Annotated in this window: 20 protein-coding genes; 11 read left to right on the top strand and 9 right to left on the bottom strand. The window is 71.3% G+C overall.

Annotated features, from left to right (window positions below; genetic code table 11):
- The first annotated feature begins 37 nt into the window (after window positions 1-37).
- Together MHY30_RS13915 and MHY30_RS13910 are read left to right on the top strand one after the other, a co-directional pair.
- Window positions 38-1042 (top strand): iron chelate uptake ABC transporter family permease subunit, encoded by a 1005-nt coding sequence (locus tag MHY30_RS13915; RefSeq protein WP_239277725.1) that lies wholly within the window; start codon window positions 38-40, stop codon window positions 1040-1042.
- Complete coding sequence (locus tag MHY30_RS13910; RefSeq protein ID WP_239277723.1) at window positions 1039-1797, top strand: ABC transporter ATP-binding protein; 759 nt, start codon at window positions 1039-1041, stop codon at window positions 1795-1797. The genes MHY30_RS13915 and MHY30_RS13910 overlap by 4 nt, the downstream gene beginning before the upstream one ends.
- A gap of 36 nt (window positions 1798-1833) precedes the next feature.
- On the opposite strand, the gene MHY30_RS13905 is transcribed toward MHY30_RS13910, so the two are convergent.
- Genes MHY30_RS13905 through MHY30_RS13890 form a run of 4 tightly spaced genes read right to left on the bottom strand, consistent with a single transcriptional unit; the run spans window position 1834 to window position 4343 of the window.
- A complete protein-coding gene (locus MHY30_RS13905; protein WP_239277719.1) occupies window positions 1834-2055 on the bottom strand; it encodes a hypothetical protein in 222 nt (73 codons plus the stop codon).
- A gap of 9 nt (window positions 2056-2064) precedes the next feature.
- Window positions 2065-2493, bottom strand: coding sequence for a VOC family protein (locus tag MHY30_RS13900; protein WP_239277718.1), 429 nt, complete (start codon window positions 2491-2493; stop codon window positions 2065-2067).
- A gap of 58 nt (window positions 2494-2551) precedes the next feature.
- Window positions 2552-3541: a DNA-3-methyladenine glycosylase gene (locus tag MHY30_RS13895; protein WP_239277716.1), complete on the bottom strand. Its 990-nt coding sequence runs from the start codon at window positions 3539-3541 to the stop codon at window positions 2552-2554.
- A 55-nt stretch (window positions 3542-3596) separates the two neighbouring features.
- Window positions 3597-4343, bottom strand: coding sequence for a winged helix-turn-helix domain-containing protein (locus MHY30_RS13890; RefSeq protein WP_239277728.1), 747 nt, complete (start codon window positions 4341-4343; stop codon window positions 3597-3599).
- Window positions 4344-4775: 432 nt separating this feature from the next.
- Between MHY30_RS13890 and MHY30_RS13885 the strand changes: the two genes are divergently transcribed.
- From MHY30_RS13885 to MHY30_RS13855, 7 genes are all read left to right on the top strand, one after another.
- Entirely contained in the window at window positions 4776-5069 is a 294-nt protein-coding gene (locus MHY30_RS13885) for a GNAT family N-acetyltransferase (RefSeq protein ID WP_239277714.1), read from the top strand.
- 91 nt (window positions 5070-5160) lie between these two features.
- Window positions 5161-5370, top strand: coding sequence for a hypothetical protein (locus MHY30_RS13880; protein WP_239277710.1), 210 nt, complete (start codon window positions 5161-5163; stop codon window positions 5368-5370).
- A gap of 1 nt (window position 5371) precedes the next feature.
- Window positions 5372-5689, top strand: coding sequence for a hypothetical protein (locus MHY30_RS13875; protein ID WP_239277709.1), 318 nt, complete (start codon window positions 5372-5374; stop codon window positions 5687-5689).
- Window positions 5690-5767: 78 nt separating this feature from the next.
- Window positions 5768-6922, top strand: coding sequence for an exonuclease SbcCD subunit D (locus MHY30_RS13870; RefSeq protein WP_239277708.1), 1155 nt, complete (start codon window positions 5768-5770; stop codon window positions 6920-6922).
- Window positions 6919-9975 (top strand): AAA family ATPase, encoded by a 3057-nt coding sequence (locus MHY30_RS13865; protein ID WP_239277707.1) that lies wholly within the window; start codon window positions 6919-6921, stop codon window positions 9973-9975. Before MHY30_RS13870 ends, MHY30_RS13865 begins: the two co-directional genes overlap by 4 nt.
- 9 nt (window positions 9976-9984) lie before the next feature.
- Window positions 9985-10167: a hypothetical protein gene (locus MHY30_RS13860; RefSeq protein WP_239277704.1), complete on the top strand. Its 183-nt coding sequence runs from the start codon at window positions 9985-9987 to the stop codon at window positions 10165-10167.
- A gap of 81 nt (window positions 10168-10248) precedes the next feature.
- Window positions 10249-11736, top strand: coding sequence for an MFS transporter (locus MHY30_RS13855; RefSeq protein WP_239277703.1), 1488 nt, complete (start codon window positions 10249-10251; stop codon window positions 11734-11736).
- On the opposite strand, the gene MHY30_RS13850 is transcribed toward MHY30_RS13855, so the two are convergent.
- The 4 genes from MHY30_RS13850 to MHY30_RS13835 form a co-directional block, all read right to left on the bottom strand.
- Window positions 11724-12281, bottom strand: a complete 558-nt coding sequence (locus tag MHY30_RS13850) for a nucleoside phosphorylase (protein WP_239277699.1) — start codon at window positions 12279-12281, stop codon at window positions 11724-11726. The genes MHY30_RS13855 and MHY30_RS13850 overlap by 13 nt on opposite strands.
- Window positions 12282-12340: 59 nt before the next feature.
- Window positions 12341-13285, bottom strand: a complete 945-nt coding sequence (locus MHY30_RS13845; protein ID WP_239277697.1) for an aldo/keto reductase — start codon at window positions 13283-13285, stop codon at window positions 12341-12343.
- A 69-nt stretch (window positions 13286-13354) separates the two neighbouring features.
- On the bottom strand, window positions 13355-13495 hold the full coding sequence (locus MHY30_RS13840) for a hypothetical protein (protein WP_239277694.1): 141 nt from the start codon (window positions 13493-13495) through the stop codon (window positions 13355-13357).
- Window positions 13492-13689 (bottom strand): hypothetical protein, encoded by a 198-nt coding sequence (locus tag MHY30_RS13835; protein WP_239277693.1) that lies wholly within the window; start codon window positions 13687-13689, stop codon window positions 13492-13494. Before MHY30_RS13835 ends, MHY30_RS13840 begins: the two co-directional genes overlap by 4 nt.
- A 113-nt stretch (window positions 13690-13802) precedes the next feature.
- Between MHY30_RS13835 and MHY30_RS13830 the strand changes: the two genes are divergently transcribed.
- Window positions 13803-14300 (top strand): DUF427 domain-containing protein, encoded by a 498-nt coding sequence (locus tag MHY30_RS13830; RefSeq protein WP_239277690.1) that lies wholly within the window; start codon window positions 13803-13805, stop codon window positions 14298-14300.
- 2 nt (window positions 14301-14302) lie between these two features.
- Here the strand turns inward: MHY30_RS13830 and MHY30_RS13825 are convergent, their stop codons facing one another.
- Complete coding sequence (locus MHY30_RS13825; RefSeq protein ID WP_239277686.1) at window positions 14303-16363, bottom strand: NAD(+) synthase; 2061 nt, start codon at window positions 16361-16363, stop codon at window positions 14303-14305.
- Between the two features lie 112 nt (window positions 16364-16475).
- On the opposite strand from MHY30_RS13825, the gene MHY30_RS13820 reads away from it, so the two are divergent.
- A complete protein-coding gene (locus MHY30_RS13820; protein ID WP_239277685.1) occupies window positions 16476-20012 on the top strand; it encodes a bifunctional RecB family nuclease/DEAD/DEAH box helicase in 3537 nt (1178 codons plus the stop codon).
- Window positions 20013-20141: the final 129 nt, after the last annotated feature.

The raw sequence follows: 20141 nt of genomic DNA, 5'->3' as shown, positions 1-20141 counted from the left end.
GTCGTGTTCCTGTCCCTGCTGCTGAGGATGCGTGCCCGTGTCTGACATCCTGCTCCGTCCCACCCCCGCGGTGCGGTCCCCGCGCATCGCGTGGCGCTTCGCGATCCTCGCCGCGATCGTCGCGGTCGCGGCCGTCGGCGTTCTTACGTGGGACATTCCGGGCGCCCCCGGCTCGCGGGGATTCTGGATCGCGATGAACCTCCGCGTGGTGAGTGTGGCGACGATCGCCCTCGTCGCGTGCTGTCAGGCCACGGCCACCGTGCTCTTCCACACCGCCACGGCCAATCGCATCCTGACCCCGTCGATCATGGGCTTCGACGCCCTGTACGTCGTGATGCAGACCGCGCTGGTGTTCTTCTTCGGGGCCGCGGCCCTCTCGGCGACCGATGGCCTGCTGAAGGTGGCGCTGCAGAGCGCGCTGATGGTGGGCTTCGCCACCCTGCTCTACGGCTGGCTCTTCGCCGGTCCCCGCGGCAATCTCCACGTCATGCTCCTGGTGGGGGTCGTGCTCGGTGTGGGGTTCGGCTCCCTCTCCACCGTCATGCAGCGGCTGCTCACCCCGAGCGACTTCGACATCCTGTCCGCGCGATTGTTCGGAAATCTGTCGAACTCGGATGCCGACTACTTGCCGTGGGGAGCGCTCGTCGTCGCCGCGGTCCTCGTGGTCGTGTGGCGCGCACGGTACCGGCTCGACGTGCTCGCCCTGGGACGCGAGGCATCCGTCAACCTCGGGCTGTCGTACCGCCGCGAGGTGACGCTGATCCTGGTGCTGGTGGCGGTGCTCATCTCGGTGTCGACCACGATGGTGGGGCCGATGACGTTCTTCGGCTTCCTCGTCGCCACGCTCGCCTATCAGCTGGCGGGGTCCTCCGAACACCGGATCGTCCTGCCGTTCGCGATGCTCCTCGCGATGGCGACCCTCCTCGTGGGGTACTTCGTGCTGCGGCACGTGTTCTACGCCGCCGGGATGCTCTCGATCATCATCGAGTTCGTCGGCGGCGTGTTCTTCCTGATTTTCCTGCTCCGGAAGGGAGCGATGTGATCCGCCTCACCGACATCACGATGACCTACGGAGACCGAACGGTGCTCGGGCCGGTGACTCTCGACATCCCCGCGGGGGGTGTCACGGCGCTCGTCGGGCCGAACGGTGCGGGCAAGTCCACACTGCTCACCATCGTGGGAAGGCTGACGACGCCCACGTCGGGTCGAGCGTCGGTGGCGGGCCTCGACGTCGCCACCACGCCCGGGCGCACCCTGGCGCGCGTGGTGTCGATCCTCCGGCAGGAGAACCACTTCGTGACGCGGTTGACCGTGCGCGATCTCGTCGGCTTCGGGCGCTTCCCGCACTCGCAGGGCCGGCTGACCCCCGCGGACCGGGCCGTCATCGACCAGGCGATCGCGTTCCTGGATCTCGAGGAGCTCTCGGAGCGCTATCTCGACCAGCTGTCGGGCGGACAGCGGCAGCGCGCCTACGTGGCGATGGTGTTGGCGCAGGACACCGACTACATCCTGCTGGACGAGCCCCTGAACAACCTCGACATGCGCCACGCCGTCGCCATGATGGGGCAGCTGCGTCGAGCCGCCGATGACCTCGGCAAGACGATCGTCATCGTCGTGCACGACATCAACTTCGCCGCAGCCTACGCGGACCGGATCGTCGCCCTCGCCGACGGTCGCGTCGTGCACGCCGGGACTCCCGCCGAACTCATGACGCCCGCAACCCTCGAGGAGGTGTTCGGCACGCCGGTGGAGGTCCGTCATGACGGCGCGTACCCGTTGGCCGTCTACTACCGCTGAGCGACCCGCGACGGAGGGCGCCGCAGCGGTGGTGCGTCAGAGCTCGACGCCGTTGTCGGGGTCATTGACCCCGACATTGCGTCCGCGGCTGGATTCGAAGGCGAGAAGCCAGCCGAGCGACACTACCGCGGCCAGGAGCACGCCGAGCCAGACGTTCTGGAGGATCAGACCGAAGAGCACGCCGCCGGCCAGCAGCACGAGGGTGCCCAGAATCCAGTACGTGCGTCCCCGCGGCCATCCCGTGCCCGATTGCGTCATGCGCCCAGCCTAGGGTGCGGGCGCTTCCGCTCCGGTGTCGATGACGACCTGCCAGTCGATGCCGAAGCGGTCGGTGACCGTTCCGTAGCGGCCGCCCCACGGCGGCGTCTCGAGGGGCAGACCGATGCGACCGCCCTCGGCGAGGGCGTGGAACCATCCCTCGAGCGCCGCTTCCTCGTCCCCGTGCAGCGCGATGGAGATGCCGGCCGCGGGGGTGAACGGCATCCCCTCCGGAACGTCGGATGCCATCAGAACGAACCCCTGCGGGGTCGTGAGCTGGGCGTGCATGACCAGATCGCCGTCGCCGTCGCCGACGGGCATGCCGTAGTCGTCGAACGTGGCGATCTGCAGGTCGCCTCCGAACACGCCGTGGTAGAACTCCATCGCTGCGCGGCTCTCGCGTCGGAAGTTGAGGTAGGTGGTGAGTGCTGTCGTCATGCCGACAGTGTGTACCCCCTCCCGGGCGATGTCGATGGCCCGCGTCGACGTCGCCGCGCTAATGATCGCGGTGGTCTTGCGGGTGAAGCCGCGGGCCGCGACGCGGCTCCAACGACGCGCCCGCGTAGATGAGGCGGATGACGCGCTGGCGGTGCCCCGCGAACGGTTCGAGGAGCTCGAGCATGCCGTCGTCGTCGGTGCGATGCCCGGTGAGGGCGAAGCCCACCTGGTGCGCCAGATGGTAGTCGCCGATGCTCACGGCATCCGGGTCGCCGAAGGCGCGGATGCGGGTCTCGGCGCTCGTCCACACGCCGACGCCGCGGAGGCTGATGAAGACGCGATCGCGCGCCTCGCCGTCGGGGGCTGCCGTCGCCGCACGTTCGATAGCCGACCCGCGGCGTGCGGTCTCCACGATCGTGCGCGACTGCGGGGGCTCGAGCCCCGCGCGATGCCACGCCCAGGACGGCACGTGTCGCCACCCCTCGATGTCGGGCGGGGCGAACATCGGCAGCGGGGTCGGACCCGGCGCGCGTTCGCCGTACCAGGTGACGATGCTCCGCCAGGCGGAGAAGGCCTGCAAGCTGGTCACCTTCTGCTCCATGATCGCGCTGACCAGAGCGTCGAACACGAGGTCGGTGCGCCCGATGCGCAGGTCGGGGTGCCGTCGGTGCCATTCGGCGACGGACGGATGCCGCGACGCATCGAAGCCGTCGGGGTCGTCGTGCGCGCCGCAGAGGGCGGGGAGCTGGGCGAGGGCCCACTCCGCGCCCGGGCCCCACGCGGCCGCGCGAACCGTGCCGCCCGCGGTGCACCGCAGGGCCATGGTCGCCACGCCCATCGGCGTGCGGCTCGCGCGCCACACGATGCCGCCGGTGCGCAGCGGGCCGGTCGCCGCGAAAGTCGGGTCGTTGCGCCCGTGCCGCTGCGCCGTGATCGTGCGATCGATGTCGACCGGCTGCGGCGGTCGGTACTCGGTCTGAAGGGGGTCGGAGACCGGTGGCCGAACCTCGCGCGAGGGCAGTGCCGCGCGCGCCCGGGTCGATCTCATGCCGACACCCTACGTCGCCCCGCCGACATCGCGGTGGGAGCGGCGGGAGCAGGGCTCAGAAGCGGTCGGGCGAGGGCGTGCCGTGGCCGTAGCGGATCGAGACGTCCGCGTGGCGATCGAACCGGTATCCGACGCCGCGTACGGTGCGCACGATGTCCTCGTAGACGCCGAGCTTGGCGCGCAGCCGACGCACGTGGACATCGATCGTGCGCTCGCCGGGCGCTTCGTCGTCGGTGGCACCCTCCCACAGCGACGAGACCAGCTCGGTCCGCTCGATGGTGCGGCCCTCGCGGAGAACGAGGTACTGCAGCAACTCGAACTCCTTGAAGGTGAAGGCGGCGGACTCGCCGTCGATGAGGACCCGCTTGCGTGAGATGTCGACGACGACGCCGCGCGGGGCGCGGTCCTCTTCGGCGGGCTCGTCCTTGGTGCGGGCGACGGCGGACGGTTCGTGCAGGGCCAGTCGGACGACGTCGACGTCGCGGCCTCCGGCGCCGGCGGGGGCGAGAGCGACCGTGGCGTACGTCTCGGCGGCGGGGGCCAGTTCGCCGAGGGTGCGACGCAGAGCCTCGACGAGGGTGCCCAGGCTCACGCCGGCGGCGGCGGCCTTGGCTTCGTCGATGCCGACATAGAGCGCGAATCCGCGCGGCGAAGTGCCGGCGGGGACAGCGGGGCGGGCTGCGGCGGCGGGCGTCGTGGGAGCCGGTGCCGAGGGAGCCGGCGGTGCGGTGATCCGGCGTGCGGGCTGCGGGCGAACGGCGGAGACGGGGGTGGGACGATCGAGAACGGCGGAGGTCGACATGAGGAAGGTGTCCTTCACTGGTGAACCCGGGCGTCGAGGGAGCGGGGTTCGACGGGAGGTGTGTGGCCGAGGGGCCGGAGCGCGGTGTCGGGGTGCGCGTGATCGACGCGGACCGCGGACGACCGGGGGACGACGTCGGCGTTCAGAAGCTCGAGATCGTCGGACGAGGGTCGCTGTTAGCGGCACATTCGACAACACATGACAACGCGGCCGGGCATCATCATGCCGGCAGTCCCGTTCGCCTCCCGGGCGGACAGAGAGAGCGCGTTGACAGTCATGCGGCCGATTATGACCTACCGTGTCCGCTCGCGTCAAATCATGACGCCCGGAGAACCGGGCATCCTGCTCGATGTCGTGGCCGATGGTGGGCATTCATCGAGCACATTGCTCGTGAGGCGCCGGTGTCGGCGGAACGGCGTACCGTGTCATCCCATGACCGACCTGCGTTTCGCCGATGACCGGGCCGCCTCGCGCTACACGCTGCACGACGGCGACGACCTGGTCTCGGTGCTCGATTACCGCGACGACGGCCGCACGGTGGCTCTCACTCGCGCGTTCACCATTCCCACGTTCCGCGGTCGCGGGTATGCCGCGGTGCTCGTCGAACGCGCCGTGGATGCCATCGAGAAGGCCGGCGACCGCGAGATCCTGCCGGTGTGCTGGTACGTGGGCGAATGGTTCGAGGCGCACCCCGAGCGGGGAAGCCTGCTGCACGCCCGCCGCTGAGCGATCCGGTACCCGCGGCCCGCAGACCCGTCAACCCCTGCCGCCTCACAGCACGGGGCGACGATGCTGGGTCGGGTCGAAAGGGGTTGTCATGACCGACGAACGCGACCTGCCCGAGGGCGTCATCGATGCGAACCCGCCGGGAGGCTGGGAGAGCGGCGCCGTCGCGGACGACGAGACGGCCGAGCAGAACGAGAACGCGAAGGGCTCGCCGCGCCTGAACGACGCCGAGCCGTCGGACCCGATCGAGGGGGATGCCGCCAGCCAGGGCATCGACCCCGACATGAGCACGGAGGAATGACATGACCGAGCACACCCGAAGCCCCGAGCCGTCCGACGCCGCCGAGACCGGCGCTTCGCCGGCCGACTCCGTCGGGGGAGCCGTCCACGAGGACGGGAAGGCGTCGCGGCCCGATGAGCAGTCCGCTCCCGCGATGGACACGCACCCCACCGACGACGAGGCGCGGATCGCGGGCGTCGTGGTGCAGACCCGGGCCGACGTGGGCGACAAGTCGCCGGAACGTATCGCCGACGTTCTGCGACAGCGTTTCGCTGACATCGGGCTCGAGCTGGGCGATGACCGCATCCGGGCTCTGGCGGCCGAGGTGTCGGGGGCCTGAACCGCGGCGCGGGTGCCGTACGGGCGACCCGCGCGGCAGCTGACCGCCGATGTCGGAGGCCCGACGTACCGTGTCAGCATGCGGATCCTGCACACGTCCGACTGGCACATCGGGCGCTCGTTCCACGGCCACTCGACGCTCGAGGCGCTCTCCGAGGTGCTCGGGGTCCTGGTCGGTCAGGTGGAAGAACACGGCGTCGACGTCGTCGTCGTCGCCGGTGACGTGTTCGACTCCGCGGCGCCGTCCGCGGCGTGCTATCCCCTCTTGACCCGCACGCTCGCCGCCCTTGCAGAGGCGGGGGCGCGCGTGGTCGTCACCTCCGGCAACCACGATTCCGCCGCGCGTCTCGGGTTCCAGTCGGCGCTGCTGCGCGACGACATCACCGTCGTCACCGACCCGCTGTCCGTCGGCACCCCCGTCACGATCGAGGACGCGCACGGCCCCGTTCACTTCTACGGCATCCCGTACCTCGAGCCGGCGATCGTGCGGCATCTGTGGCCGGGTGCAGAACTGCGCAGCCAGGCGCAGACGATGGCGCACGCCATGGATCTCGTCCGCCGTGACCTGTCCGCGCGCGGCGGTCGCTCCATCGCGATCGCGCACTGCTTCGCCGCGGGGGTCGAGGCCACCCCCGGGGTGGAGCGCGAGATCCGGCAGGGCGGTCTCGACAACGTGCCGCTTCCCGTCTTCGACGGTCCCGACTACGTCGCCCTCGGCCACATCCACGGGCGACAGAGCCTGTCGGATCGCGTGCGCTACGCCGGCGCTCCTCTGCACTACAGCTTCGGCGAGGCGGGCAAGCCGCGCGGGTCGTGGCTCGTCGAGCTGGATGCCGCGGGCCTCTCGTCCGTCGAGTGGCTCGCCCTGCCGGTACCGCGACCGCTCGTGACCCTGCGGGCACCGTTCGACGACTTGCTCTCCGACGCGGCCCTGGATGCCCACGTCGATGACTGGGTGCGCGCCGAGTACACCGACCCCACTCCCCAGATCGACCCGATGCGTCGGCTGCAGGCTCGCTTTCCGTGGTGCGCGACCGTGGCTCACCTGCCGGCCGAGGCGAGACAAGACGACGGACGCGGGTACGCCCGCCGGGTGCGCGCGGCTCGCGACGAGACCGAGATCGTCGACGCCTTCCTGGTGCACGTGCGCGAGGGCGAAGGGGCGTCCGAGGCGGAGCGGGAGATCCTCCGCGACGTGCTCGACGCGCGCGCGATGACCCAGGCGCAGTCGTGAAGCTGCACCGCCTCGAGCTCGAGGGCTTCGGTCCTTTCCTGGAGCGTCAGGTCGTCGACTTCGACGCCTTCGCCGATGACGGCATCTTCCTGATCGCCGGGCGCACGGGCGCCGGGAAATCGAGCGTGCTCGACGGCGTCTGCTACGGGTTGTACGGCGGCGTTCCCCGGTATGACGGAGCCGAGCGGCGACTGCGCAGCGATCATTGCGGCCTCGATGACCCCACCAGCGTGACCGTCGAGTTCAGCGCCGAGGGGAGGCGCTGGCGGGTGACGCGGTCGCCCGAGTACGAACGCCCCAAGCGCACGGGCACCGGCACCACGAAGGAACCGCATCGCGCGAGCCTCGAGGTGCTCGAGCCCGAAGGCTGGACGGGCGTGGCCGCACGACCGGTCGATGTCGCCGCCCGGCTGGATGAGATCCTCGGACTCACGCAGCAGCAGTTCCTTCAGGTGATCCTCCTGGCCCAGAACCGGTTCGCCCGGTTCCTGCTCGCCAAGAACGACGAGCGTCAAGCGCTCCTGCGCACCCTGTTCGGTACGCGCTCGTACGAGCAGTACGCGGCGGCCCTCGACGAGCGACGCAAACGCGCGGCCGAGCGACTCGCGTCCGGCGGCACCGAGGTGACCACGCTGCTCGACGAGGCCGAGCGGATGATCGTCGCCGACGAAATCGCTCGGGGCGCGGGAACACCCGACGTCGCTCCGGGAAAGGACGACGCGATCGAAGGGGTCAGCGGCCCGGCGGCCGCCCTGACCATCGACGAGCGCCTCGCTCGCGTGGTGCGGGCCGTCGAGCGCATGGAGTACCGCGTGGACGCCGTCGCGCACGAACGCGTGGTGGCCAAGGCCGCCCTCGACGCCGCTCTGGCAGCGGAGCGCGACGCGACCGCGATGCGGGACCGGCAGATGGAGCGGCAGAGTGCGCGTGAACGTCTCGCCGCCCTCGAGGCCGACGCCGAGCGAATCGACGCCCTGCGCGCCGAGCACGACGCCGCCGCCGCGGCGGAGGCGTTGCGGGCTCCGCTCGAGGCGGTCGATCGTGCGCAGCGGTCCCTCCAGTCGGCGGAGGACGCCTTCGCGGCCGCGCTCGATGCGGCGGAGCGGTCCGGCGAGTCCGGGCTCGGCGACGCCGGGGTGCTGGCGCAGCGCGATGACGACCTCACGGCCCTGCTCGCACGCGTCGACGAAGCCCTCGCGGCCGAAGAAGACCTCCGCCGGGTCGAGGCCGGGGTCGCGGCCCGGCGCGTCGACGTCGAGAGCGCCGAGAGTCGGAGCGCCGACGTCGCAGCGCGCCGCGCCGAGGCGCCGGCGTTACGAGAGGCGCTCGAAGCGCGTCTGACCCTGCTCGCCGACGCCCAGCCGCGCCGTGACGTCGCCATCGCCGAGCGCGACGAGATCTCGCGGCGAAGGGCGGCGGCTCGTGAGGCGGAAAGGCTTCACGAGGAACGGGAGAAGGCCGACCTCGCCGCGCTCGTGCGCTCCGACGAACTGCAGCGCGCGGTCGAGGCCTGGAGCACTCTCCTGCGCCGCAGACTCGCGGGCGCCGCCGGTGAGCTCGCCCACCGCCTCGTCGACGGCGAACCGTGCGCCGTGTGCGGGTCACGCGAGCACCCCGCGCCCGCGGTCGGCAGTGACGACCCCGTCACCGACGCCGAGATGTCGGCGGCCGAGGATCGCAAGGCCGTCGCGGCCGAGAATGACCGCCTCGCCTCCGACGCGTCGCGCATCGCCCGCGATGCGCACGCGCTCGCGGCCGCGCGCGCCGGCGGTGAGACGGTGACGGAGCTCGACGAGCGCCTCACCCGCGTCGAAGACGTGCTCGCGCGCGCCGAGGCCGATGTGGCCGAGTACGACCGCCTCGCTGCCGAGCGCACCGAGCTGAGCGATCGCGAGCGCGCGGACGCCGCCGAGAGCGAGGAGCTCGCGCGCGAACTCGCCGACGCGCGGCAGGATCTCGCGCTCCAGCTTCAGCGGGCGGACGGTCTGCGCGCCACGGTCGCCGAGGCGCGCGGAACGTTTGCAACGGTGCGCGAGCGTCGGGACGACCTGCGCACCCGCCGCGATGCCGTGCGGGCCGTGGCCGCTGCAGGGGCTGAGCGCGACGCGTGTCGGCGCGCCGCCGTCGACGCGCGCACGGCCTTCGGCGCGCTGCTCGCCGCGAGCGACTTCCCCGACGAGGCGGCCGTGCGCGCCGCCGTGCGCGACCTCGCCGAGCGCCGCCGGAACGAGGCCGTCCTGGCCGAGCACGACACGGCGCTGGCCGCGACGCGTCGCCGCCTGCTCGACCTCGAGCTGCAGCTCGTCGGCGCGCCCGACGATCCGATCGACCTCGCCCCCGTCCTCGAGGCGGTGACCGTCGCGCGGGCGGAGGTCGAAGCGGCGGCCGCCGCTCATGCCTCCGCGTCCGCCGCCGCGCAGCGCGTGCGCGATCTGGCACAGCGGGCCGACGCCGGGAGCGCCGCCGTCGCGCGATTGTCCGACGAGCATGCCGTCGTGGCGCGTCTGGCCGACACCGTGGCCGGCCGCGCCCCCAATACCCGCCGTATGACCCTCGAGACCTTCGTCCTCGCGGCCGAGCTCGAAGAGATCGTGGATGCCGCCAACCTGCGCCTCGATCACATGTCCGCGGGGCGGTATCGACTGCAGCACACCGACGCGCTGGCCGCGCGCGGAGCGGCGAGCGGGCTGGGTCTCGAGATCATGGACGCCTTCACCGGTCAGTGCCGGCCCCCGCAATCCCTCTCCGGTGGTGAGACGTTCCTCGCCTCGCTCGCGCTGGCGCTCGGACTCGCCGAGGTGGTCACGGCTCGGGCGGGCGGCATCCATCTCGACACGCTCTTCATCGATGAGGGGTTCGGTTCGCTCGACGACGAGACCCTCGATCTGGCGATGCGCACTCTCGACGAGCTGCGGCAGGGCGGCCGCACGGTGGGAGTGATCAGCCACGTCGCCTCCATGAAGGACCAGCTGCCCGCACAGGTGCGCGTGACCGCCACCCCGCGCGGCCCGAGCGTGATCCGGCAGGACTCGGCGGTGAGCTCCCTCACCTAGGCTGGAGGCATGCGCAAGAGCACCCTGTGGACCGTTCTGGGGGTCATCGCGGCCATCGTGATCGCGTGGGTCCTCGTGAACATCCTGTTCTCGGTCATCGCGTTCGTCTTCCGGCTGGTGGTCGTCGCGGTGGTCGCGGTCGTCGTGTTCTTCATCCTGCGGGCCGTGTTCGCGCGACGCGACATCGACTGACGCCGCGAACGCCGGGACCTGCCGTCCTCGGCGCGCAAGCCCCGGCCGGGGCGGGTGATCGCGGGGGTACCGTGAGCTGCGATGCCTGAAGACAGCTCGTCCCCCCATCCCCCCACCCGCGACATCCCGCTCTCGTCGCGCCACCGCTGGCGCGCCTACTGGGTCGCCGTCTCCGTCGCGGCGCTGACGATCCTCGATCTCACGAAGGTCAACGTCGCCCTCCCGTCCATCGAAGCGGCGCTGAACGCCGGACCCACCGAGCTGCAACTCGTCGTGTCGGGGTACATCCTGACCTTCGGGCTGGTGCTCGTGCCCGCGGGCCGGCTCGGCGACCTCCGCTCGCGTCGTGTGCTCTTCCTCGTCGGCCTGTCGCTGTTCCTGGTGACGAGTCTCGTGTGTGCGCTGGCCCCCAACACCGCCGTGCTGCTCATCGCGCGTCTGCTGCAGGGCGTCGCCGCCGGCATCCAGATGCCCCAGGTCCTCGGGCTCGTACAGCAGCTCTTCCAGGGAAAGGAACGCGGTCGCGCATTCGGGTTGTTCGGGGCGACGATCGGCATCGCGACCGCGCTGGGCCCGACCCTCGGCGGACTGCTGATCGCGGTGGGCGGTCCGACCGACGGCTGGCGCCTGATCTTCTGGATCAACATCCCGCTCGTCGCGATCGTCATCGCGTTGGCCGCGTGGCTGCTGCCCAGCACGCGCACGAAGTCGCACCGGGCGCTCGATCTCGACCCGATCGGCGTCGTGCTGTTCGGCGCGACCATCGTGGCCCTCATGTGGCCGTTCTTGTTCACGACGGGCTCACCCGATGACGACCCCCGACGGTGGTGGCTCCTGGTGGTGTCCGCGGTCTTGGCCGCCGGGTTCGTCTTCTGGGAACGCCGCTACGCCCAACGGGGACGGATGCCGCTCATGCCGTTCTCGATCTTCTCCCTCGCGTCGTACCGCAACGGCGTGCTCATCTCGACCGCCTACTTCTCGGCCGTTCCCGCGATGTTCCTCCTCGGCACCCTCTACTTGCAGGGCGGTCTCGGACTCGAGCCCGTGTTCGCGGGCATGGTCACGATCGGCTTCGCGGTGGCATCCGCGTGGAGTTCGTGGATCGGCGGGAATCTCGTCACACGTCTGGGTCGACCGCTGGTGGTCGCCGGCATCGTGGGCGTGCTCGCCGCAGCCGGTGCGCTGGCCCTCGTCGCGCTGGTGACGCCCCCGGAATGGACGCCGTGGGCGATGGCCGGGGTCATGGTGGTGGGCGGCTTCGCGGGAGGTCTCGTCATCTCGCCCAACCAGACGCTCACCCTCGCCGACATCCCCGTCAGCAGCGGCGGTGTGGCGGGATCGGTCGGTCAGCTCGGGCAGCGCATCGGCACCGCGGTCGGCACGGCCATCGCTCTCGCGCTGTTCTACGCCACCGTCTACCGCGAGCAGGGGGAGCGCGATCCGCTCGTGGTGTTCCACGACGCGTACGCCTACGGCATGATCGCGGTCGGAGTGTTCCTGGGGTTGGCTCTCATCGTCGGCGTCGCCGACCTCGCGGGCCGGGCCCGGAACGGGTCTCAGACGCCGTAGAGCTCGCGCAGCTTCGCGCGCAGCTCGTGACTGCACCGCTCGACGACGTCGTCCCAGAGCTCGGTCGCTCCGCCTTGCGCGCGATCCGAGACGGCGCGCAGGATGCGGATCGGCACACCGAACTGCTGGGCGACCCAGGCGAGGGCGTAGGACTCCATGTCGACCATGCGGGCGTCGAGGTCGCGGATGAGCGCGACGGCTTCGGCGTCGTCCACGAAGTGGTCGCCCGTGGCGATGACGACGCCCTCGGAGGCGATGTCCACCCGAGAGGGCAGCCACACGTGCTCGCCGAACGTGCCGTCCAGCCCCTTCACGTCGTGCTGCACGGCGGCGGCGATGTCGTAGATGCCCCCCTCGAGTGCGGGGTCGATCGCGCCGGCGGTGCCGACGACGACGATCTCGTCGTACTCGCCCTCGCAGAGGGCCCGCGTGAGCGCGTAGGCGGCGGGGATCTTGCCGACGCCCGTGAGCAACCGGTCGAAGCCGGGGATATCGGCCTCGAAGGCGACGAATTCGGACGCGTGGGCGGCGACGAGAAGCTTCACCGGACCATTCTCGCCGACGCGGCGCACGAGCCGCGTCGGCGAGCACGATCCGGGGCGACTCAGCCCTGGGCTTTGGCGCAGACCGCTCCCAGGCGGGCGAGTTCGTCCGCCGACAGTTCGAGCGACATGCTCGCGATCAGGTCGGCGACCTGTTCGGGTCGCGACGCGCTGGCGATGGGCGCGGCGACGGTCGGCTGCAACCGGAGCCATGCCAGCGCGGTCGAGGCGATCGACGCGTCGTGGGCGCGGCCGATCTCGTCGAGGACATCGATCACGGCGAGACCCGCGGGCGTGGCGAGCTTCGCGGCGCCGCTCGCGCGGGGCGACTCGCCCGCGGCATCCGTCGTGCGGTACTTGCCCGTGAGGAAGCCGCTGGCCAGCGCGTAGTAGGGGACCAGCGAGAGACCGAACTCCTCGGCGACCGGCACGATCTCGCTCTCGACCTGTGTGCGGTGCACGAGGTTGTAATGCGGCTGGATGGCGACGGGGAGGTCGGCGCCGGCGGCCTGCGCGAGCGAGATCCATTCGCGGATGCGGTCGGCGGTGTAGTTCGAGACGGCGACGTAGCGGACGAGACCGTCCGACACCAGGTCGGCGAAAGCGCCGACCGTCTCTTCGAGCGGAGTGTCGGGGTCATCGAAGTGGGCGTAGTAGAGATCGATCGCGTCCACGCCCAGCCGGCGCAGTGAGGCCTCTGCCGCGGCCCGGACATTCGAGGCCGACAGGCCGCGGAAGTCGGGGTGGGTGCTCACCTTGGTCGCCACGACGACGTTCTCGGGTCGGCGGCTCGCGAGCCACTCGCCGATGATCGTTTCGCTCTCACCGCCGGAGTTCCCCGGCGCCCACGCGCTGTACCCGTCCGCAGTGTCGATGAAGTTCCCCCCGCCGGTGTGGAAGGCGTCGAGAACCGCGAACGAGGTGTCGCGGTCGGCCGTCCACCCGAAGACGTTGCCGCCGAGGGAGAGCGGACGGATGTCGAGGTCGCTGCGTCCGATGCGCGTCATGGATGCCCTTTCGTCGTGATCGGTGTCCTCGGGACAACGACCACGACCACGGGGAATTCCCGCTCCGGTTCAGTTGCCGGAGAGGATGCCGATGAGACCGCTGCCGAGCAGCCAGAGCCCGACCGCGGACACGGCGACCCAGATGGCGACCGTTCCCGGCGGGTACTTGCGGGGCCGGGGGTCCTGGCCGCCCTCGTCGGCGCCGCTCACGAGCGGACCATCATGACGATCGAGACGATGATCACGGCGAGGCCTCCGATTCCAGCGATGGCGGCGATCACGGGACCGCCTCCCGAGAGGAGCGCGGCGATGCCGAGACCGAGGAACAGCACGCCGATCAGGATGCCGATCACCTGGTACACCCGGTACCGTCGACCGCTGTCGATGCCGTGCTCGCCGCTCACTCGTGCCCCTCCTGTTCCCAGGCTACCGAACCCACCGCGCCGAGCGATCCGTCCTGCGTTCAAGGGCGCCCCGATTCCGCCCCTCCCCGGCGTGGTCGGCGTAGCGTTGATCCATGGCCCGCCCTGTTCCCGATCCCGTTCGTCCCGGTCAGGAGTCCGTCTGGGACTACCCCCGCCCACCCCGCGTGGAACGTATCGCGAAGCGCGCGCAGATCGATTTCGGTGGCATCCGGATCGTCGACACCGACGACGTCGTGCGCGTGCTCGAAACAAGCCATCCGCCCGTGTACTACCTGCCGATCGCCGCGTTCGGCGATGCTCTCACGCTCGGTCAGGGGGCGTCGTTCTGCGAGTTCAAGGGCGGTGCTCGCTACTTCGACGTACACGGCGGGGGAGGTGCGCTCGCGGAGCGGGCCGCGTGGGACTACCCGCATCCGATGCCCGGCTACGAAGTGCTCGCCGATCGTGTCGCCGTGTACGCCGCCCCGATGGATCGGTGCATCCTCGCGGGCGAGACGGTGCAGCCGCAGCCCGGGGGGTTCTACGGCGGCTGGGTCACGAGCGATCTCGCGGGACCGTTCAAGGGCGTCCCCGGCTCGATGGGCTGGTGAGCTCAGTCGCCGGCGAACGCGCTCGGAACGGCCGCGTGCAGATCGGCGAGCCACGCGCGCGCGTTGCCGTCCGACGGTGCGCGCCAGTCGCCGCGGGGTGAGAGCGACCCGGCGGGCGAGACCTTGGGCCCGTTGGGGATGGCGCTGCGCTTGAACTGGGCGAACCCGAAGAAGCGCTGCAGGAACACTTCCATCCACCGGGCGACGGTGACGAGGTCGTACGAGGGACGTGCGCCCTCGGGGTAGCCCGCGGGCCAGGACCCGGCATCCGGATCCTCCCAGGCCTTCGCCGCAAGGAACGCGATCTTCGACGGCCGGAAGCCGAACCTCAGCACGTGGTAGAGCGTGAAGTCGTGCAGGTTGTAGGGACCGATGCGATCCTCGGTGGACTGCATCTTGCCGTCCTGGCCCGCGGGCACCAGTTCGGGGCTGATCTCGGTGTCGAGCACGGCCTGCAGCACCTCGACGGTCGCGGCGCTGAGCTCGCCCGCCGAGATGACCCAGCGGATGACGTGCTGGATGAGCGTCTTCGGCACGCCCGGGTTGACGGAGTAGTGGCTCATCTGGTCGCCGACGCCGTACGTCGACCAGCCCAACGCGATCTCGGACAGATCGCCCGTGCCGATGACGATCCCGTTCCGCTGATTGGCGAGGCGGAACAGGTAGTCGGTGCGGAGCCCCGCCTGGACGTTCTCGAACGTGACGTCGTGCACCGGCTCGCCGGCGGCGAACGGGTGGCCCATGCGGGAGAGCATCTCGGATGCCGCGGGGCGGATGTCGATCTCTTCGATCGTCGCTCCGACGGCTTCGGCCAGGGCGATGGCGTTGCGTTTGGTCTTCTCGCTGGTCGCGAACCCGGGGAGGGTGTACGCGAGGATGTCGCTGCGCGGGCTGCCCATGCGGTCCATCGCTCGGGCGATCACCAGCAGCGCATGGGTGGAGTCGAGCCCACCGCTCACGCCGATGACGGGCCTCGGACCGCCGATCGCTTCGAGACGCTGCACCAGGCCCGACACCTGGATGTTGAACGCCTCGTAGCAGTCCTGCGCCAGACGCGCCGGGTCGTCGGGGACGAAGGGGAACCGGTCGAGCGAGCGGCGGAGGCCGAGATCGGCAGCGGGCGGTGCGAGCTCGAACGTGACCGTGCGGAAGGGGGCTCCGGCGGTGCGCCGGTTGTCGTCGAACGTTCCCTGGCGGAGCCGATCTTGGCGCAGACGATCCAGGTCGACGTCGGCGACGCTGCGCCGCGGCCCGTCGGGGAAGCGTTCGGTGGTGGCCAGGAGCTGGCCCCCCTCGTAGATCATCGTCTGACCGTCCCACGACACGTCGTTGGTCGACTCGCCCTGGCCCGCGGCGGCGTACACGTACGCGGCGAGGCAGCGCAGGGACTGGGACTGCGACAGCAGGGTGCGGTCGTCGGCGCGGCCGATCGTGATGGGACTGCCCGAGAGGTTGGCCAGCACCGTGGCCCCGGCCAGGGCGGCGGCGGACGACGGGGGGATGGGGACCCACACGTCTTCGCACACCTCGGCGTGCAGAGTCAGCCCCGGCACGTCGACGGCGTCGAACAGCAGGTCGGGACCGAACGGCACCGTGGAACCCGCCACGGAAATGTCCTGACCGGCCTGGTCGTCGCCCCGGGCGTACCAGCGGTGCTCGTAGAACTCGCGGTAGGTGGGCAGATACGACTTGGGCGCCACGCCGAGGATCCGGCCCCGATGGATGACGACGGCGCAGTTGTAGAGACGGTTGCGGTGCCGCAGCGGGGCCCCGACGAGCAGGACGGGCAGCAGGTCGGCGGACGCCGCGACGATTCGCGCGACGGCGGCCTCGACGGCATCCAGCAGGGGGTCCTGCATGACGAGGTCGTCGATCGCGTAGCCCGACAGGCACAGCTCGGGGAACACCGCCACCGCGACGCCGTCTGCATCGCAGTCCCGCGCGGAGGCGAGCACCGCCTCGGCGTTGGCGGCGGGGTCGGCGACCGCGACGGGGATCGTGCACGCGGACACACGCGCGAACCCGTGCCGGTAGACGCTCTCGAACGGCAGCTCGGTGATCACCGGTCCAGTCTGTCAGGTGGGTCGGACACCGCGGCAGACGGTTCGCGCAGACTCGCGGACCGTGCGCACCGCCGCGCGGCGATGTCGGCGGCCCCGGTTAGCGTTGGGGATCATGCGGTACATCGAGCAAGACGCCCGGATCGTCTGGAGCGCCAGCGACCTCAAGGCGGCGGCCGAGTGCGAGTTCGCGTGGCTGCGCGCGATCGATGCGAAGATCGGCCGTATCGCCGCCGTCCCCGACCCCGAGGATGCCACGCTCGAACGCGCCGCCGCGCTCGGCACCGCGCACGAACGGCGCGTGCTCGACGACTACCGCCGCCGCCTCGGATCCGCGGTGCGCGAGATCCCCGCCGTGCGGTCCTCCGACGCCGATGCCCTGGCCGAGGCGGTGCGGCTCACGTCCGCGGCACTCGCCGACCCCGCGGCCGAGGTCGTGTACCAGGCGGCGTTCTCGACCGACGAGTTCGTCGGGTTCGCCGATTTCCTCGTGCGCGAGCCCGACGACGGCAGCGGCGGTCCCCGACCCTGGATCGTGCAGGACACCAAGCTCGCGCGGCGGGCGCGGGTGACCGCCCTCATGCAGTTGGCCGCCTACGTCGATCAGCTCGACAGGCTCGGCGTTCCCCGCTCCGACGAGGTGCAGTTGCTCCTCGGTGACGGCACCACCAGCACGCATCGCGTCGACGATCTGCTCCCGGTGTTCGCGTTGCGCCGCGCACGTCTGCGCGCCCTCATCGCGGACCGCCGGGCCGATCTCGGCGCCGCGGGTCCCGTGGTGCCGTGGGGCGATCCCCGCGGGGAGCTGGCCGTCCTCGCGTGCGGCCGTTGCCCCACGTGCGAGATCGAGGTGGTGGCGCACCGCGACCTGCTCCTGGTCGCCGGTATGCGTCCGGTGCAGCGCGACCGCCTCCGCGCCGGGGGCATCACCACGATCGACGCGCTGGCGGCGGCGCCCGTCGCCCCTGAGGCGATGAGCCCCGACACCTTCGCCTCCCTCCGCACGCAGGCGCGGCTGCAGCTGGCCAGTCCCGCCGGCGACGGCGCCTCCGCCGCGCACGTGGTCCCGACCTACGAGGTGGTCGCTCCGAAGGCGCTCGGCGTCCTTCCCCGCCCCGACCACGGCGACCTGTTCTTCGACTTCGAGGGTGATCCGCTCTACACCGAGGGCGATCGCGAGCACTGGGGCATCGATTACCTCTTCGGCTGGGTGGATTCCCGCGAACGGTACACCGCGCTGTGGGCGCACACGTTCGACGAGGAACGGGCAGCCCTCGAGCGGTTCCTCGACATGGTGGCGGTCCGCCGGGAGCAGTTCCCCGGCATGCACATCTACCACTACGCGCCTTACGAGCCCACTCATCTGCTCACGATGGCGGCCCACTACGGCGTCCGCGAGGCCGATGTCGACCGGCTCCTGCGCGACGGGGTGTTCGTCGATCTCTATCCCGTCGTCCGCCGCGCGCTGCGCGTGGGGTCGCGCTCGTATTCGATCAAGAAGCTCGAACCGCTCTACATGGGCGATGAGGTGCGCACGAGCGACGTCCAGCGCGGCGACGACTCGATCGTGAAGTACGTCGAGGCGCGCGCGCTCGCCGCCGACGGTGAGGCCGAGGCCGCGCAGCGCGTCCTCGACGACCTCGCGGACTATAACCGCTACGACTGCGTCTCCACTCGCCGACTGCGCGACTGGCTCGTCGAACGCGCGCGCGAGGGCGGAGCGGTCCCGGCCCGCGGCGCCGAGCCCGACGAGCAGTCGTATGAGCCGTCACCGCGCGCCACCGCGCTGCAGCGCTGGGCGGCCGACGCCCCCGAGCCCGAGGCGACGGCTCTCCGGCTCGCGGCGGCGGCGATCGACTACTACCCGCGCGAAGACAAGACGTACTGGGCCACGCACTTCCTCCGCCTGCGCGAGCCCGTGTCGATCTGGGAGGACTCGCGCGACGTCGTCGTGGTGGATGCCGCACGCTCCCGCGTCGTGGCCGACTGGCACATCGCGGAGTCGGGCCGGGGTGCCGAGCGGCGTCTCGTCGAGATCCGGGGCGAGGTCGCCCCCGGGAGCCGGCTGACCGTGGATGCCGAGCCGTTCGCCGTCTACGACCTGCCGACGCCCTTCCCCCTCGACGTGCGGCCGCGCTGGATCCACGGAGCACGCAGGGTCACGGTGCGCGAGGTGCTCGACGACGGCGCGGTCATCGAGGAGACCGCGGTCGACGGGATGACGTGGGATGTGCTTCCGCTCGCGCTCACACCGCCGGCGCCGCCCCGCGCGGGCAATCAGCAGAAGGCGATCGACGCATGGGCGGATGCCGTGCTCGCGGCGGCGCCGTCCATCCCCGACGGGCCGGCGGCCGACATCCTGCGTCGCCGCCCGCCGCGCACGCGGTCGGGGTCCTTGGCGCCGGTGACCGCTCTCGACGGCGCCGGGGGAGACGACGAGGTCGCCGCGATCGCCCGTACCGTCGCCGACCTCGACCGCAGCTACCTCGCGGTGCAGGGCCCACCCGGCACCGGGAAGACCTACGTCGGGTCGCACGTGATCGCACGGCTCGTCGCCGAGCGCGGCTACCGTGTGGGCGTCGTCGCCCAGTCGCACGCGACGGTCGAGCACATGCTCGACCGGGTCATCGCCGCCGGCGTGCCGGCCGCGCGCGTCGGCAAGGCCCCGAAGGACCCCGCCGCGGCGCACGCGTTCACGGTTCTGCCGAAGAACGGGATTCCCGCGTTCGCCGCCGAGAACGCCGCCCACGGCTTCGTCGTCGGGGGTACGGCGTGGGACTTCAGCCACGAGGGCCGGATTCCTCGTGGAAGCCTCGACCTGCTCGTCATCGATGAGGCGGGGCAGTTCTCCCTGGCATCCACGATCGCGGTCTCGCTGGCGTCTCCCCGGCTGCTGCTTCTCGGCGACCCGCAGCAGCTGCCGCAGGTCAGCCAGGGAACGCATCCCGAGCCCGTCGACACCTCGGCACTCGGCTGGGTCATCGACGGCGCCGAGGTCGTCCCCGCCGAGCTCGGCTACTTCCTCGCGCGAACGCGGCGCATGCACCCGGCGGTCGCGGGTCCGGTGTCCCGTCTGTCCTATGAGGGACGCCTCGCCGCGCACCCGTCCACGGCGCTGCGCGTGCTGGAAGGGATCGAGCCGGGCGTGCACCCCCGGCCGGTGCGGCACAGCGGCAACGCCACGTGCGCGCCGGAGGAAGCGGAGGCCGTCGTGCACTTGGTCGCCGACCTCGTCGGACGCGAGTGGCTCGGCGCCGACGGGGGCGCCGGTGACGACGCCGTGATCCACCCGCCACGTCCCCTGCGCGCCGACGACATCATCGTGATCACGCCGTACAACGCGCAGCAGGTCGCCGTGGAGGAGGCGCTCGCCGCGGCGGGGTACGCCGATGTGCCGGTGGGCACCGTCGACCGGTTCCAGGGCAAGGAAGCGGTCGTCGCGATCCTCACGCTCGCCGCGTCGTCGGGGCGCGACGCCCCGCGAGGATTGGAGTTCCTGTTGCTCCGCAACCGCATCAACGTCGCGATCTCGCGGGCGATGCAGGCGGCGTACGTCGTGTACTCCCCGTCGCTGCTCGACGATCTCCCGCGCACGCCCGAGGGCGTGGCCCGTCTCAGCGCGTTCGCGCGCTTGGTCGGCGCCGACGGCTGACCCGGGCGAAGCTCCCACCTCCCCGCACAACCCGCCCGGCTGCTCAATGTTTCTGGTTTGGGGCGCATTTCGTGCTTCGGGGCGCGCGATGTCCGCCCCAAAGCACGAAATGCGCCCCAAACCAGAAAC

The sequence above is a fragment of the Microbacterium sp. ACRRU genome, assembly GCF_022346945.1.
Classification (GTDB): Bacteria; Actinomycetota; Actinomycetes; order Actinomycetales; family Microbacteriaceae; genus Microbacterium; species Microbacterium mcarthurae.
Note: the sequence above shows the minus strand (reverse complement) of the source record. Positions and strands in the feature narration are given on the sequence as shown.

Excerpts from the sequence above, each read along its gene's own strand:
- MHY30_RS13905 (WP_239277719.1), bottom strand. The coding sequence starts at position 2,055 with ATGACGCAATCGGGCACGGGATGGCCGCGGGGACGCACGTACTGGATT.
- MHY30_RS13900 (WP_239277718.1), bottom strand. The coding sequence starts at position 2,493 with ATGACGACAGCACTCACCACCTACCTCAACTTCCGACGCGAGAGCCGC.
- MHY30_RS13895 (WP_239277716.1), bottom strand. The coding sequence starts at position 3,541 with ATGAGATCGACCCGGGCGCGCGCGGCACTGCCCTCGCGCGAGGTTCGG.
- MHY30_RS13890 (WP_239277728.1), bottom strand. The coding sequence starts at position 4,343 with ATGTCGACCTCCGCCGTTCTCGATCGTCCCACCCCCGTCTCCGCCGTT.
- MHY30_RS13885 (WP_239277714.1), top strand. The coding sequence starts at position 4,776 with ATGACCGACCTGCGTTTCGCCGATGACCGGGCCGCCTCGCGCTACACG.
- MHY30_RS13880 (WP_239277710.1), top strand. The coding sequence starts at position 5,161 with ATGACCGACGAACGCGACCTGCCCGAGGGCGTCATCGATGCGAACCCG.
- MHY30_RS13875 (WP_239277709.1), top strand. The coding sequence starts at position 5,372 with ATGACCGAGCACACCCGAAGCCCCGAGCCGTCCGACGCCGCCGAGACC.
- MHY30_RS13870 (WP_239277708.1), top strand. The coding sequence starts at position 5,768 with ATGCGGATCCTGCACACGTCCGACTGGCACATCGGGCGCTCGTTCCAC.
- MHY30_RS13860 (WP_239277704.1), top strand. The coding sequence starts at position 9,985 with ATGCGCAAGAGCACCCTGTGGACCGTTCTGGGGGTCATCGCGGCCATC.
- MHY30_RS13855 (WP_239277703.1), top strand. The coding sequence starts at position 10,249 with ATGCCTGAAGACAGCTCGTCCCCCCATCCCCCCACCCGCGACATCCCG.
- MHY30_RS13845 (WP_239277697.1), bottom strand. The coding sequence starts at position 13,285 with ATGACGCGCATCGGACGCAGCGACCTCGACATCCGTCCGCTCTCCCTC.
- MHY30_RS13830 (WP_239277690.1), top strand. The coding sequence starts at position 13,803 with ATGGCCCGCCCTGTTCCCGATCCCGTTCGTCCCGGTCAGGAGTCCGTC.
- MHY30_RS13820 (WP_239277685.1), top strand. The coding sequence starts at position 16,476 with ATGCGGTACATCGAGCAAGACGCCCGGATCGTCTGGAGCGCCAGCGAC.